Below are 15,265 nucleotides of genomic sequence, written 5' to 3'. Positions count from 1 at the left end.
TGTTGGTGTACCGCTTCGTGCAATCCATTGGTGGATAGCGGGCCGCGGAAATGAGCTGGTTAAAAGAGCTTTTAGGCAACCTCTCAGTCGGTGCCAAGCTTTGGCTGGGATTCGGTTTGGTGCTGCTGCTCACGGCGGGTGTTGCGGCGACGGCATTCAGCTCCATTGCCTCATTGCAACAGCGCAGTGAACGCCTTCGTGGTGAGTTGCAAGTGCAAGCGCAAGTCCTGCTGGCGCGCATTGCCGAGAAGGACTTTGCTCTGCAACTGGATGAGCGCTTCGCGGAGCAGGTGCGCTCAACTGTGGCTGCGTTGCATCAGGGCGTAACCGTGGACGATCGCCAGCCAATGGTACTGGCCGCTCAGGCCTATCTTGACGAGTTCGAACAGTACGCCCAGGCACTGCGTCAGTTGCAGGACGCCCGTCTGCAGATGCAACGCACTGCACGCATCGCCTCCGAGAGTTTCACCGCGGTTTTCCTCGATCAGCTCGATGCGCTCACCTTAGTCTCAGAGCAGCAGGCCGACACGGCTGAACCGTTGGTCCTGCTGGAGCAAAGCGCCGCGTTGCGCGACAAGCTGGCGCAGGTGCGTGACAGTGAGTTGAGTTTCAGTCTGGATAATGACCAGAGCCGGCTGGCAGACTGGGAGATGGGCATGAGTGACGTGCTGGCGTCTATGGATACCCTGGCCTTGAGAGTGACAGAGGAGGGGCAGGTCTCGTTGCGTGAAGCGCGTCAAGCGCTTGCCACCTATCGGCAGTCATTCACGCAGTTCGCCGACAGTCGCAGCCGAATCGTCGAGGCCACCGCCGGTATGCAGCAGCAGAGCGCGCATCTCACCGGCCTGCTGGCTGCATTGGAAGAACAACAGTCCAAGGCAATGGTGGAAGACGGGCGCAACGCTTTCCGTCAGTTCGGTTTTATCACGCTGCTGGCGTTGAGTCTGGGCGCTGGAGCCAGTGTGTTGATTCGCCAGACCATTCTGCGCCCGCTGCGCGAGGCAGTGGCGTTGGCGCGGCGTATTGCCAATGGTGATTTGAGTACAGCGCCAGCACGGACTCGGCGTAAAGACGAGTTGGGCCTGCTGCTGCAGACCTTCGACGGCATGCTGGATAGTTTGCGTAGTCTTGTAGCGCACATCAGCCAGGGCGTGGAGCAGCTCAACGGCACTGCATGCAGCCTGGCTGAGGTGATTAGCCAGAGCCACTCGGGCGTGGAACAGCAACGCCAGGAAACCGAAGTGGCGGTGATCTCCATGCAGCAGATGAGTGCCACGGCGCGGGAGGTGGCGCGTAACAGCTCCGAAGCCAGCGACGCGGTGCAACAGGCCAACGAGCAGGCACGCGGTGGCAGCCAACTGGTGCAACAGTCTGCTGACAGGGCCGAACGCCTGGCCCTGGAGATGACCGGCTGTGCCGAGGTGATGCATAAGCTGCTAAGCGAGTGCTTGGCGATCAGCAGTGTGCTGGATGTCATTAAATCGGTGGCCGAGCAGACCAATCTATTGGCGTTGAATGCCGCCATAGAAGCAGCCCGTGCAGGTGAGCACGGCCGCGGTTTTGCGGTGGTAGCCGATGAGGTGCGCGGGCTGGCGCGGCGGACTCAGGCATCTACGGGGGAGATCGAAGCGCTTATCGCCCGCCTAGGGCAGGTAGCGCAACAGGCGGCTACCCGTTTGCAAGAGAGCCGTGTGCTGACGGACGAATCTGCCGGGCTTGCGAGCCAGGCCTCCAGCGCGTTGTTGGGCATTACCCAGGCGGTTGCCACCATCGAGAGAATGAACCAACAGATTGCCACGGCAGCGGAGCAGCAGAGCGTGGTGGCCGGTGAGGTTCATCACAGCATTAGCCAAGTACGTGCGGTGGCCGAGGAGAGTTCACGACAAAGCCAGTCACTGCAGGCGTCGACCGCGGACCTGCAGCAGGTCAGTGGCCTGTTGAATGTCGCGGTTGGGCATTTCCAGACCTGATTGCGTCGACTGGCTACGGAGTCAGGTACAGAGCTTTCTGCCGCTAGCCAGTCATTGTGTAGCCATCCGTTTAGGCAAATAGGCCACATCGCCAGCAAACAGCGGCTGAATGGCCAGTTGATTCGCGTTCATCAGCGCCCCTAGAGCCAGAGTCGTGAATAGGCAATCACGACTGGTCATACAAGACGTAGCTAATACGACGCTGCAAAAGCGAGCCCAAGACAGACATAGCGCCAAAATTTACCGGCTGCGACAGGTATCGATAGCAGCTAAACACAGCCCACACAGGCAATCGAGAGTGGTCGGCCCCGTCACGCCGACCTCCCTGACTGGTAAGTGTTTATGGCGGCGGGGTAGGGCGTGTGGATACTGACTGAATACATAGTGCTCAGGGGCAGACCACTGCGCTTGAAGTGGCTGAAATCTGCCTACCAATATTCACCCATACGGAAAAACGGCAGGGCTTACGCACCTGCCGTTTAAGTCACTAGTCTCGTCGATAATGCTGCGCGAGGACCTTACCCTAAGCGGCCGCCGAGGGTTTCTGCCACCCAGTCAGCAATGTACTGGCCAGCATTGATGCTGTTGTCGAAGCTGGAGTGCTGCACGCCGCCTTCACGCTCCGTGAAGATTTTCAGCTCGCGTTTGGGGCTGTTGACCAGTTGCTCGTAAGTACGTTCGGCCCACTTCAGTGGTATCTGCGAGTCTTTCGAACCGTGAGTTACCAAGAACGGCACTTTGATCCGATCTAGCACGCCATCCAGGTGCACGTTTTCGGCGATGGCCATGAATTCATCCATGTCCTTGGCACCCCATACCCAGCGCACATGAGCCCAGTAGTGTGGTACCGGTAAGCTGCCTTCTTTATCCAGTCGGCGCTTCTGTACGTCACGCCAGTCATGGTTGGCACCCCAGACTACGCCGCAGGCAAAACGAGGCTCGAAGGCTACCGCACGTGGACAGTAGTAGCCGCCAAGCGATACACCTTCCATACCGATACGTTTGGCGTCGACATCGCTACGGGTTTCCAGCCAGTCGACCACGCGACTGGCCCAATGCTCGCTGTCGTAGCGGGCGGTGAGGTTGTGCAGGCGTAACGCTTCACCCGTACCGGGCTGGTCGATGATCAGTGACGAAACACCACGTTTAGCCAGCCAAGCCGGTAGGCCGACGCGGTATTTCATTTCCTTGGTCGAATCCAGGCCATTAACTTGAACAAGCAGCGGTGCCGGGCCGTTAACCCCCTCGGCACGTACGAGCAGGCCGGAGATGTGCGCGCCCTCATAAGGGATTTCCACCCGCTCGCAGTTTTCTTTGCTGAGTGCTACGCCTCGCGCGAAGGTACTCAGCACGCGTTGATAGAGTTCGGCACGGCCTGGCGCGCCATGGGCTTGCAGGCGCTCGCAGGTGAGGTAGTAGGTGGACGCGCGGTTGTATTTTTCGCCGGCAGAAAACAGGCGGCCGGCAGCTTCGTCTTCTTCGGCCATGCCGCACAGCTTGTCGGCCATCTTCGCCCAGGTTTCACGGAAGGCTGCAGTGCCGGCGGCATCGGGCTGCTTGGCGGCCTCGACCAGTGGCTTGCACATCTCCTCGATTTCGCCGATACGGGCTCCCATCTCGATGGCTAGGTTGACGGAAAGGTCCCAGACGTAATTGGTGGGGAAGTAACGGAACATTCTTATTGTCCTTATCGTGACGGCAGGTTGGCGCTGTGATCCGGGCAGGCAAAGCCCACGGTCGCCGTTTGCTGAACACGTTAAGTAGGGGGCAGCTATTTGGCCAATCGTGAGTCTGGATGCGAGGTATCGCGAAACGAGATGGTAAGCCGGCGCAACGCAGCTGTCGGGAGGGTTGCGCCAGTTTGTTCAGTTCTGCCCCAGGTCGTGGATAAATGCACTGATCCGTTCGCGTAGCCAGCGGTGCATTGGGTCGCGGTCCATAGTGTGGTGCCAGAGCATGCATTCGCGCATTACTGGGATTTTCACCGGTGGCGGGATAATCCGCAGCGGCAAGTGCGCCGCGTACAAGCGGGCCAGGCGTTGGTGCATGGTAGCGATGCGCTGGGTGCCGACGATCAGTTGCGGCAGGGTATTGAAGTCGTTGGTGATCACTTCCAGGCGGCGGTTGAAGCCGTACTGGTTCATAAACCAGTCCTCAATGCTCATGTGCCGGCTGCGGCCGAATCCCACCGAAACATGGCCCATTTCCATGTACTGCTCCAGGGTCAGGCTATCGCCGACCAGAGTATTTTCATTCCAGACCACACAGACATGCTCCTCCTCGAAGAGTAGTTGTGAGGGGTGGCCTTCGAGGATGTAACGTTCGGGAACGATCATCAGGTCGACCTCGCCGCGTATCAGCAGCTCGCCGGAGTTGTCACCGGGGACGAGCATCTCGAAGGTGGTGTGCGGAGCTTCCTGGTGGATGCGCTGGATAACTCGGGCCAGCAGTACGGTAATCAGATAGTCCGAGGTCACCATGCGGAAATGGCGTTTGCTGCTGGTGGGTTCGAACACCGGCTTGGCGGTGATCGACGACTGGATGGTCAGCAGCACTTCGCGTACCGGGGTGATCAGTTCCAGGGCATAGGGGGTTGGCTGCATCTTGCGTCCGACCTGTACCAGCAGGTCGTCTTCGAAATAGCTGCGCAGGCGACCGAGCACACCACTGGTGGCGGATTGGGTCATGTGCAGGCGTTCGGCGGCGCGGGTGATGTTCTGCTCTTCCAGCAGCACATCAAGCGCCACCAGGAGGTTGAGGTCCAGGTGGTTAAAGCGCATGGCAGTCTCGCAGCTTGTATTTATTTTCGAGATACCTTCGTGCCTGCGCATCATGGCGTCAACCCCAGGCTTACGCCTAGCCGCTAAGCTTCTTCGATCCTGCTTACGCGCGCTTCATGTATTGAGTTTTCCGATAGGTCGCATCCCAACAAGCGATTAGTCAGAGATATGTCGGCGCGGCAATCTTGCCGCCAGTCGGTTAGCCGTGATGCGTGTACCGACTCCACCACCGGATACCCGTATTGCTCTGCCAGGTGCTTGTCGCGCTGACAGATTCGCGCTGCCGGGGCGTCCGCAGAATAATTTCAATGGAGTGGTAAGCATGAACATCATTGGCCTTGACGCTCTGATCTTTGGCGTCGATGACATTCAAGCCTGTACCGAGTACCTGCGTGACTATGGCTTGCAACCGGTCGATGCGGGCGCCCATGGCGGGCGCTTCGAAGCTCTCGATGGCACTGCAGTGATCATCCGCCGTGCTGACGATGTCAGCCTGCCAGCCGCCATCGGCCCAGCGCCCTCGATTCGCGAAACCGTCTATGGCGTGGCCAGCGCGGCTGACCTTAATGCCATTGCCGACGAGCTCGGGCGCGATCGTCAGGTCACTCGTGATGCTGATGGCGTGTTGCATAGCGTCGACGACATGGGCTTTGCCATCGCCTTCCAGGTAAGCGTGCGTCGCGCGTTCAGTGCGCCAGCCGATCTGACCAATGCGCCGGGCCACGCACCGCAACGTCCGCTCAATCAACCGGGTATCACCCCGGATATGTCGGCGCTGCCGCGCACCTTGTCGCATGTGGTGTATTTCGTTCCGGACGTGGCCAAGGCCGAGGCTTTCTACCAGCGCTTGGGCTTCGTCACCACCGACACCTTTATCGGTGCCGGGCCGTTTATGCGCCCGGCAGGGGCCGACGATCACCACTGCCTGTTCATGATCCAGACTCCGCCGCACATGAAGGGTTGCGAACACTTCACCTTCCACATGGGTAGTGGCAGCGAAGTGCTGCTGGCCGGGCGGCGCTTCGAGCAGAAAGGCTGGACCAGCTTCTGGGGGCCGGGTCGTCACCTCTTCGGTTCCAACTGGTTCTGGTACTTCAACAGTCCGCTAGGTTGTCACGTCGAGTACGACGCCGATATGGACAAGCATGACGATGCCTGGGAGGCGCGTACCGCGCCGCTGTCGGCGGACACTTCGCAGCTGTTCCTATTCACCTCCAGGGAGAATTGGGCGCCGGGCGGTCCGCCGCCGAAGCAGGCCTGAGTCTGGGCTCGCCCATGAGCCACGGTGACATTGCCTTGTGCCTGATGGATGAACTGGTGGAAGGACAGGCTCTCGGTTTCGACCCGCTGCAGGTGGGGAAGGACAGCGTGTTTGTCCTGCGCCACGGTGGTGAAGTGCGGGTTTACCGCAATAGCTGCCCGCATCTGGATGTGCGCCTGGAGTACCGCAAGGATCGTTTTCTCTCGGCCGATGGCAGCCATATTGTTTGCTACGCCCACGGCGCGCAGTTTTTGCCGGAAAGCGGACTGTGCGTCTATGGGCCTTGCTTGGGCGAGCATCTGAGCGCTCTGCGATGGCACCTGGATGATGGCTGGCTGATGCTGGAGGCAGGTCAGTTGGTGCTGTGTGCGGGGTAGGTGAGGTATCGCATACGGCGATACATCCCATCCCTACAAGCGATTAGTCAATCCCCCTGTTTTGCCGGGAAAGTGAACATCACGCGCAGCAGTTGGACTAGCGAAACGCTAGCCCGAATCACAAGAATAAGAAGTGAGTGAGATAGCCATGAATGCAGTGAACAAGGTTCTTGTCGTAGGTGGTGGTATTGGTGGCCTGTGTGCCGCAATCGCCTTGCGTCGCAAGGGTATCGAGGTTGATCTGGTCGAGCTCAAAGCTGAGTGGACTGTTTACGGTGTCGGCATCATCCAGCAGAGCAACGTGGTCCGCGAGATGGCCAAGCTGGGCGTGCTCGATGGCTATTTGGACGCCGCCTTTGCCTTCGAAGATGTGACCATCAATACCACTGACGGCCAGCCGCTGGGGCGTATTCCCGGTCAGCGCCTGGCCGGTCCCGAGTACCCGGCCAACGTGGGTATCTCGCGTCTGGCCCTGCATGACGTCCTCAGCGAAACCACTGTCGCCCTCGGTGCTTCGGTTCGCCTGGGTCTCAGTGTGGAAACCCTGAGCGAGGACGTAGAGGGCGTTGATGTGCTGTTCACCGATGGTAGCCGCGGCCGCTATGACCTGGTGGTCGGTGCCGATGGCCTGTTCTCCAAGGTGCGTGGCCTGCTGTTCGGCGACAAGTACCAGCCGCGCTTCACCGGCCAGTCGGTGTGGCGTTACAACTTCCCGCGTCCGGTGGCGATCGATCACCTGGCCAACTTCCAGGGCCCTGCCGGCAACGCTGGCCTGGTGCCGCTGGCCGACAACCTTATGTACATGTTCGTCACCTCCCACGAGCCGGGCAATCCGCGCATGGACAACGCCAACCTGGCTGCCGAGATGCGCAAGCGCCTGAGTGGTTTCGGTGGTCTGATCGGCGAGCTGCGCGAGCAGATCACCGACAGCGCCCAGGTGGTCTACAAGCCGCTGGAAGTGGTGTTCGTCAGTGAGCCCTGGTACCGCGGCCGTGTACTGCTGATCGGCGACGCGGCCCATGCCGCCACCCCGCACCTGGGGCAGGGTGCCGGTATGGCCATCGAAGATGCCGTGGTGCTCAGCGAAGAACTGACCGCCGGCGGCAGCGTCGCCCAGCAACTCGAACGCTTTATGGCGCGCCGTTACGAGCGCTGCAAGTACATCGCCGAAAGCTCGATTCTGGCGGGTGACAAGGAAATCGCCCACGACCAAAGCTTCGACCGCATCGGCCTGGTCAAGCAGATGCTCAAGCTCACGGCCGAGCCCATCTGAGTTCGTGCGCGGCACCCTGCGTGCTACGGGTTCCGCGCACTCATGGATAACCGAAATACCTGCTCCTGTATTGATTTGTCTTGCTCGGTAGAGGAGCGGTTACGCAAGAAAACGCAAGAAGAGCTAACACACAAGAACAATAAGAGGGTTACTTCTATGGCTACTCGCAAGATCGCCGCGTCGCGGCGTGCACCTTTCACTCTGACGCTGGCGGCCAGCCTGGTGCTCGGAGCCAATGCGGCCCAGGCGTTTCAGATTGATACGGGCAACCCAGACCTCAGTCTGCGCTGGGACAATACGCTGAAATACAGCTCTGCTTGGCGTCTTAAAGACCCAAGCAATAAGCTCAGCGGTACTTCAACTGCGCTCAATCAAGATGATGGTGACCGCAACTTCGATAAGGGGTTGATCTCCAGCCGCCTGGATATTCTTTCCGAGTTGGATATCGGTTACCGCAATTTCGGTGCACGCATTAGCGGTGCCGGCTGGTACGACTCGGTGTACCAAAATGACAACGCCAACGATGATCCTGCGCGATCCAATCAGCGCTCTGTAGCTTACGACGAGTTCACCGATGACACTCGTAAGCTTCATGGTGGTGATGGTGAATTGCTCGACGCTTTTGCGTACTGGAATGGTCAATTGGCCGACCGTGCACTCTCCGTGCGCCTGGGACGTCACGGCTTGGTGTGGGGCGAAACACTGTTCTTCGGCACCAATGGCATTGCGGGGGGAATGGCACCCGTCGATGCGGTGAAAGCCGTTTCGGTGCCCAATACCCAGTTCAAGGAAATCACTCGTCCAGTCAGTCAGATTTCGACGAGCTACCAGCTTACCGACGATCTTTCACTTGGCGCGTATTACCAGTTCGAGTGGGAAGAAACGCGCTTGCCGGCTGCCGGGAGTTACTTCTCCACGACCGACAACATCGGTGAGGGTAACGAGAGCCTGATCGTGGGTGGGCCGTTAGGCAGCTCCGGTTACCTGGCGTCCTACCTGCACGGTAAGGACAAGAAGGCCCGTAGTTCGGGGCAGGGCGGGCTGCAGTTGCGCTATTCGACCGAGAATATCGACTACGGTCTGTATGCCATCCAGTATCACGACAAAACACCAAAGATTTATCTCAAGTCCAATGCCAGTGGACCTGATTTCACCACGGGTCAGGTGGGCGAGTATTACTGGGTCTATCCCGAGGACATTCGCGCGTTTGGTGCAAGCTTCACCACAACGGTGAACGAATACAACTTTGCCGGTGAAGCCTCGCTGCGCTGGAACATGCCGCTGGTATCCAACGGCCAGACCGTAGTGGCTGGCGAAGCAGCGGACAACAACGATCATCCTCTCTATGCCGTTGGTCGCACGGCGCACATGAACCTTAATGTGATCGCCTCGCTCGGTCCATCCTTCATCGCCAAGGAGGCCAGTCTGACGGGGGAGATCGCCTGGAACCGACTGCTTGAAGTCACCCGTAACCGCGAGGCACTCGACCCTGGGGCGACTGACGATGCGGTGACGATGAAGGTCGTCTATACGCCGACTTACCGGCAGGTCTACCCAGGGCTCGATCTCAGCGTGCCAATGGGCATCAGCTACTCGCCGATGGGGAAATCGGCCGTGGTTGCCGGTTTCGGCGTTCATCACGGCGGTGATTTCAATATTGGAGTCGAGGGCACTTATCTGGATCGGATCACGCTGGGGTTGACCTATACCCACTACTACGGTCCTGAAGATACCGTCACCGATGCCGCCAATTACTACACCTATAAGCAGTCCCAGAAGGACCGGGATTACCTGGCTTTCTCGGTCAAAACCACATTCTAAGGGCCTTGCACATGACTATTCCGTTCACTCTCAAGACCTTCTGTCTGGCCATGCTCGGTGTCGCCGCGCTGAGCCTGCAATCCGCCATGGCGGCAAGCCTAGATGACCTTGGCAAGAGCCTGACGCCATTGGGCGCAGAGCGGGCCGGTAATGCCGATGGCACGATTCCCGTTTGGGATGGTGGCTATACGACGGTCGATCCGTCCTATAAAGCCGGTGGCAAGCGTAACGATCCATTCGCGGCTGACAAACCCTTGTTCAGCATCACAGCGCAGAACATGGATCAGTACGCCGATAAATTGAGCGAAGGCACCAAGGCGGTTTTCAAACGTTACCCCGACACCTATCGCATCGACGTCTATCCGACTCGACGCACTGCGGCGGCTCCGCAATGGGTGTACGACAATACCTTGAAAAATGCCCGCGAAGCCAAGCTGGTGGATTCAGCTACCGGGCCGAGGCCGGAAGGCGCTTATGGTGGGATTCCGTTTCCTATCCCAAAAAACGGTCCGGAAGTCATGTGGAACCACGTCCTGAACTGGCGGGGTACGTCGATCTCCATCGATACCCGCCACTACCTGATTACCGCCGATGGATCGCAGGTCATGACGACTGACGGGCGGGGGCTTCAAGAGATGCCCTATTACTATCCTGAAGGCAATGCGGCTAACTATGACGGCACGTATTGGCTGTTCCGCTTGGTCACTATGGGGCCGGCACTGCGTGCGGGTGAGCAAATTATGGGGCGGCTCAATATCGATGCTGATAAGGACGTGAACTACACCTATCTGGTTGGCCAGCGCCGTGTACGCAAATTACCCAATGCCTGTTGCGATACGCCGTTGCCGGCGTCTGCCGGGGTGATGACCTTCGACGAAACCAATCTCTATCAGGGGCGGATGGATCGCTTCAACTGGAAGTTGGTGGGCAAGCAGGAAATGTACATTCCTTACAACACCAACAAACTGCAAGCCGCAGCCAAACCGGAAGACGTGCTTGGCAAGCATCACCTCAATCCTGATTACGTGCGCTGGGAGCTGCACCGTGTTTGGGTCGTGGAGGCCGATCTCGCGCCGGGTAAGCGTCACCAGTTGCCCAAGTCGCGCTATTACTTGGATGAAGATACCTGGCAAACCGTTTTGGGTGAGCGTTGGGACGCCAATGGCCAGTTGGCCAAGGTCTTGTGGTCGATGCCATCGGTCATGCCTGACGTCCCGGCAGTCGCTCAGGTGTCATCGGGCTTCTACGACATGATTTCCGGCGCCTGGTTTATCCAGAGCTTGTATGCCGGCAAGGAGTCGCAATACGGCATCGTCGATCGCTACAACGCGTCCGAATTCCTGCCAGCGGCTATGGCTGGTAGCGGCGTGCGTTGAGTCTCTTTGCAACGGATGGAGCGATGCGCTCCATCCGTTCTTACCAGCCTGATATCAGGAGAAGGGTATGAGTGAGGTTTTTCCTGCTCATGTGCAGTGGTGCGACGACGCTGCGTTGTGTCGTGCTTTCGCGGCCGATCAAAGCCTTGGCCAGGGGTGTCTGCCCAAGGCCGTCGTCAAGCCGCGCAACGTCGATGAGCTCATCGCGGTATTGCAGTGGGCCAACAGCACAGGTACTGGTGTCGTACCGGTTTCATCCACGGGCTGTCGTCGCCGTGGCGATACGCTTGCGAAAAATGACAATACCGTGATTGTCGATTTGTCTGGAATGCGCAAGCTCATTCACGTCGATGCGCGCGACAAGATCGCGATCATCGAGCCGGGCGTTGATTTTGCCAGCATCGATGGTTTGCTGGCACCTCACGGTCTGCGGGCGTTCCGGCCACTGGCCCCGCGTGGTGGAAAGTCGCTGATCGCCAGTTATCTGGAACGTGAGCCGATTCTGGCCGCCAATGACCATTGGGATGTCGCCGATCCATTTGGCGGTACCGGCGTTGTACTGGGCAATGGCAAGTATGCGCCGACTGGCGGCGCGGCCATCGAGGGTACGCTGGCCGAACAGTTGGCGCGTGGCCATCGGCACATGCAGCCTGTGGGGCCGATCAACCTGGATATCCTCCGGGTGTTACAGGGAGCGCAGGGCAGTCTGGGCATCATGGCGTGGGCGGCCATCTACTGCGAGCGCATTCCCACGCTCGAAGAGAGCTGGTTCGTTACGGCCGATACGCTGGAACCTGTTATTGAGGTTGCCCGTGACGTGCTGATGCGCCGCTTGGGTAGTCAGGTATTTATCGTCGATAAAGTGCAGCTTGCGCTGCTGCTCTGCGAGGATCGCGTTGCCTTCGACCTCCTGCTGCCAGCGTTACCCCAGTGGATACTCTTTGTCAGCCTGAGCGCTCATCAATACGCGCCGGCCGAGAAGATGGCCTGGCAAGTCGAGCAACTCAATGCTTGTGTAGCGCCTCATGGCGCGATGCTGCAGCAATCATTGGCGGGACATGGTGCTAATGACTTGGCAGGTTTGTTGCGCCGTAGCGAGTCGTCTTTCTTTCGTGATCGTCTCGCCGGTAATCACCTTGAACTGTTCTTCCTGCAGCAACTGGATCGGGTTACCAGTTTTTCCGCGTTAGTTCGTAGCAGTCTGGACAATGATGGCTTTGCCGACATGCCGTTGGGTACTTACATTCAGCCGATGGCGCAGGGCACCTACTGTCACGTCGAGTTCACTGTGCCGTATGGGCGTGATGGCTTATCTCGTGGCGACGAACTGATGAGCACTTGGCGTGCCACTGCCGAGCGTTGTGCCGATGCAGGAGGTTTCTTCAGTCGGCCCTATGGCGACTGGTCGGATATTGCCTTCAGCCGCGCAGGTGAGACTCAGCCGCTATTGAGCATGACCAAGTCCATTTTCGATCCCGGCAATGTGATGAGCCCGGGACGCCTCCCTTATTGAAAGGTACGAACCATGATTACGTCTCAGCCTCTCGCGGAGCGTCATGATTTTTTGGCGCGTTGTACACGCTGTTCGCAATGTAAATTTGTGCCCACCATCAAAAGCCAGCGCCATGCCTCTGCGTGCCCGAGCATGGACTACGGACAGTTTCACGCGTTCAGTGGCGGCGGCCAATTGATCATGGGCTATGGACTGCTCAGTGGCGATGTTGACTGCAGTGAGGAACTGGAGCGGGCCGTCAGCAGTTGCACCATGTGCGGCAATTGCGACATTTCCTGCAAGGTCAATTTTGCCGAAACCGTCGAGCCTCTGGACTCGCTCTATGCGCTGCGCGCCAAGCTGGTCACTGACGGTCACTCTCCTGCGGCGCATGTGCGGACGATGGAGAACATTCGCGCCACGGGTAACCCCGAGGGGCATCCGCGTGTCGATCGGGGCAATTGGGCGTTGGGGTTGACGCTCACCGCCCGTGATAGCGCTCCTGAAGTAATGCTGCATATCGGCAGCCAACTCGCCTATGACCCGGAGCGCTGGCGCTCTCTGCGTGCAGTGATCGAGTCGCTAGAGGCGAGTGGCGTGGCTTTGGCTCATCTCGGGGGGAGCGAAGGGCCCAGCGGTGGTCTGGCCTTTGATCTTGGCTATGTGGACGACGCCAAGGCGTTTGCGCAGCAGATGGTCGAGCAAGTCGCATCTTCAGGAGCATTAACGCTGGTGACGTTTTCGGCCTCAGCCCTGGCCGCTTTCCGTGCGATCTACCCGCGTCTTGGACTCTCGTTCAAACACATTCGCGTATTGCACTACACCGAGTACCTGCAAGAGCTTGTACACGATCGTCGTCTGCGTATCAGGCCGCAACAGCATGCCTCGAACAACCGAGTTGCTTACCACGATGCCTGCAAGCTGGGGCGACTCAGCGAGCCGTGGCAACCACGCGACCTGCAATTGGACAACCAAATGGGTGGGATTTTGACTTCCCGCGCAGTGCAGAAACTGCGCTTCGGTCATGGCGGTTGTTACGACGCACCGCGAGCGCTGCTCGGGCAGCTTGGTTTCGAGGTGGTCGAGCTGGAGCGCAACCGGGGCTCCAGTTATTGCTGTGGTGCGGCCGGTGGCGTTGTGCAGGCGCAGCCGGAGGCGGCCAAACTCGCGGCAGCCAATCGGCTTGCCGAGTTGCGTGATGCCAACACCTCGACACTGGTCAGTGGCTGTCAGGGCTGTACCTGTCATCTCGGCCGCAATGCTGCAGACGACGTGCAGGTCCGCGACCTGATCGATCTCCTGGCCGATGCCCTCGAGCCAGTCCCTGCCGAGCCTCGTTGAAGGAGAGCATGATGAGCAAACGTATGACATTGCCCGCCGATGTGCGCCGTGAGTTCGAGCAGATCGTCGGCGCTCGCTTCATTAGCGACAGCCCGGCCATGCTCTCGGCGTATGCCTGGAATACCGGTGTTGGCAAAATTCCTGGTGACAAGAAATTTGCCAAGGTTTGGCCGATAGCGGCCGTTCTGCCGTCGACCGTCGAAGAGGTCGCCGCCGTCGTCAAGTGCTGCCTCAAGCACGGCCTGGGCTACAAGGCGCACTCCACCGGCTATGGCTCGATGAGTCATGTGCCGACCGATACGTGCGTAGCCATTGATCTACGGCGGATGAACACGCTGGAAATCGATGCGAAGAATCGCATGGCGATCATCGGCCCCTACGCGACTGCCGGGATGCTGCAGGCCGAGGCGCTCAAGCATGGCCTGACCTGCCATATCGTCGGTGCCGGTCCGGCGCATTCGCCACTGGCCTCGGCGACTTCGCTTATCGGTGTCGGGATCACCTCGCAGGGCACCAGCGCGAACATGCGCAACCTGCTGTCCTGGGAGTGGGTGACGCCAGAGGGCGAGATCGTCCGTGGCGGTGCGGCGGGAAGTGGTTGCGGCTGGTTTTCCGGTGAAGGCCCGGGGCCGGGTGTGCGCGGCATGATCCGTGGCTTCTTCGGCGGCGGTGGTGCGCTGGGGGTGTTCACCCGTATTGGCTACAAGCTCTATCCATTACCTGTGGAGAAGCCCCTGCAAGACACCGGTGCCTTGCCGCAAATTGGCATGGCGTTGCCGGAGAACTTCGGTTTCTACCAGGCAGTCTGGCCGGACTGGGAGAGCCAGCGTACGGCGTCATTCGAGTTGGTCGATGCCAACATCTGTTTCGCCATCTTGCGCATGCCGCCCGACCATATCGGTTGGACGGTGACGGGCACCAATGCCGAGTACGTGGAGCTGGCTCAATGCGGCGAGCTGCCGGAGGTGGCCCAGCCCGATAGTGACAAGAACTGGACATTGCTGACCGTCTCGCGTTCGAGCGCCGAGCATCAGTGGCGCGATGCCGTGCTCAAGGACATCGTCCAGCGTACGGGCGGGCGTTTCATCGAGATGTCCCAGACGCATACCGAGGTGCTGCTGCGCAACCTGCTGACTTCGCAGTACGTGCCAAGGGTCATGCGGCCTTCCGGCGGTATCACCACCTCGTTCGGCGTGCTCGACTCCTTCCATTTTCTGCCCAGGGCCATGGAAGCGGGCGAGCAGAGCCTGCGCGGCGAGAACCGCCCCAATGGCCGGCTCATCGAAGGTGGGCGCGAAGAACAGTGGGTCTGGCCTCATGAAGGGCGCTACTTCTGGGCGGAAAACATCATCAACTTCAACCCGGCGGAAAAGCCTGCGCGGGTCGCCGCCGCTCGGGCATTGCTGGAGCACTTTGCCGTCAGTTGGAAGGACCCCGTCGGCATGCTCGCCCTTGGCGTCGGCCCGATCATGGATCTGCAGGGCGACAAGATTGGCGCGCCGCAGAACTACATTCGCCAGGTCAAGAAGCATCTGGATCCCACCGATGTGTCGAAGTCCAAGGACTTCGTGATC

General features: G+C 59.3%; 11 protein-coding genes and 1 pseudogene. 10 read left to right on the top strand and 2 right to left on the bottom strand.

The genetic code is table 11. The features are described 5' to 3' along the window. Positions 1-50: 50 nt before the first annotated feature. A pseudogene (locus VCA57_RS20515) lies at positions 51-1,112 on the top strand (HAMP domain-containing protein); the annotation flags it as partial. Next, positions 1,107-1,970, top strand: coding sequence for a methyl-accepting chemotaxis protein (locus tag VCA57_RS20510; protein ID WP_411187197.1), 864 nt, complete (start codon positions 1,107-1,109; stop codon positions 1,968-1,970). The pseudogene VCA57_RS20515 and the gene VCA57_RS20510, both read left to right, overlap by 6 nt. Positions 1,971-2,488: 518 nt before the next feature. Here VCA57_RS20510 and VCA57_RS20505 read toward each other — a convergent pair. Both VCA57_RS20505 and VCA57_RS20500 read right to left on the bottom strand, forming a co-directional pair. Next, positions 2,489-3,646 (bottom strand): alpha/beta hydrolase family protein, encoded by a 1,158-nt coding sequence (locus VCA57_RS20505; RefSeq protein ID WP_411187076.1) that lies wholly within the window; start codon positions 3,644-3,646, stop codon positions 2,489-2,491. Between the two features lie 189 nt (positions 3,647-3,835). Next, positions 3,836-4,750: a LysR family transcriptional regulator gene (locus VCA57_RS20500; RefSeq protein WP_411187074.1), complete on the bottom strand. Its 915-nt coding sequence runs from the start codon at positions 4,748-4,750 to the stop codon at positions 3,836-3,838. Between the two features lie 322 nt (positions 4,751-5,072). Between VCA57_RS20500 and VCA57_RS20495 the strand changes: the two genes are divergently transcribed. The 8 genes from VCA57_RS20495 to VCA57_RS20460 all read left to right on the top strand — a co-directional run. After that, a complete protein-coding gene (locus tag VCA57_RS20495; RefSeq protein ID WP_411187072.1) occupies positions 5,073-6,011 on the top strand; it encodes a VOC family protein in 939 nt (312 codons plus the stop codon). 14 nt (positions 6,012-6,025) lie between these two features. Then, on the top strand, positions 6,026-6,388 hold the full coding sequence (locus VCA57_RS20490; protein ID WP_411187070.1) for a Rieske (2Fe-2S) protein: 363 nt from the start codon (positions 6,026-6,028) through the stop codon (positions 6,386-6,388). 148 nt (positions 6,389-6,536) lie between these two features. After that, complete coding sequence (locus VCA57_RS20485) at positions 6,537-7,661, top strand: FAD-dependent oxidoreductase (RefSeq protein WP_411187068.1); 1,125 nt, start codon at positions 6,537-6,539, stop codon at positions 7,659-7,661. 156 nt (positions 7,662-7,817) lie between these two features. Beyond that, a complete protein-coding gene (locus VCA57_RS20480) occupies positions 7,818-9,482 on the top strand; it encodes a DUF1302 domain-containing protein (protein WP_411187066.1) in 1,665 nt (554 codons plus the stop codon). Between the two features lie 11 nt (positions 9,483-9,493). Further along, on the top strand, positions 9,494-10,858 hold the full coding sequence (locus VCA57_RS20475; protein ID WP_411187064.1) for a DUF1329 domain-containing protein: 1,365 nt from the start codon (positions 9,494-9,496) through the stop codon (positions 10,856-10,858). A 67-nt stretch (positions 10,859-10,925) separates the two neighbouring features. After that, the gene (locus VCA57_RS20470; protein ID WP_411187062.1) at positions 10,926-12,371 is read left to right on the top strand and encodes an FAD-binding oxidoreductase; all 1,446 of its coding nucleotides are present in this window, start codon (positions 10,926-10,928) and stop codon (positions 12,369-12,371) included. A gap of 12 nt (positions 12,372-12,383) precedes the next feature. Continuing rightward, positions 12,384-13,691, top strand: a complete 1,308-nt coding sequence (locus VCA57_RS20465) for a (Fe-S)-binding protein (protein WP_411187060.1) — start codon at positions 12,384-12,386, stop codon at positions 13,689-13,691. A gap of 11 nt (positions 13,692-13,702) precedes the next feature. Next, positions 13,703-15,265: FAD-binding oxidoreductase (locus VCA57_RS20460; protein ID WP_411187058.1), on the top strand; the 1,563-nt coding region annotated here is incomplete at its 3' end.

Origin of the sequence: Pseudomonas sp. (genome assembly GCF_046581935.1) — a bacterium.
Classification (GTDB): domain Bacteria; phylum Pseudomonadota; class Gammaproteobacteria; order Pseudomonadales; family Pseudomonadaceae; genus Aquipseudomonas.
The sequence above is the reverse complement of the archived record's forward strand: the minus strand, read 5'-3'. Positions and strand labels throughout refer to the sequence as shown.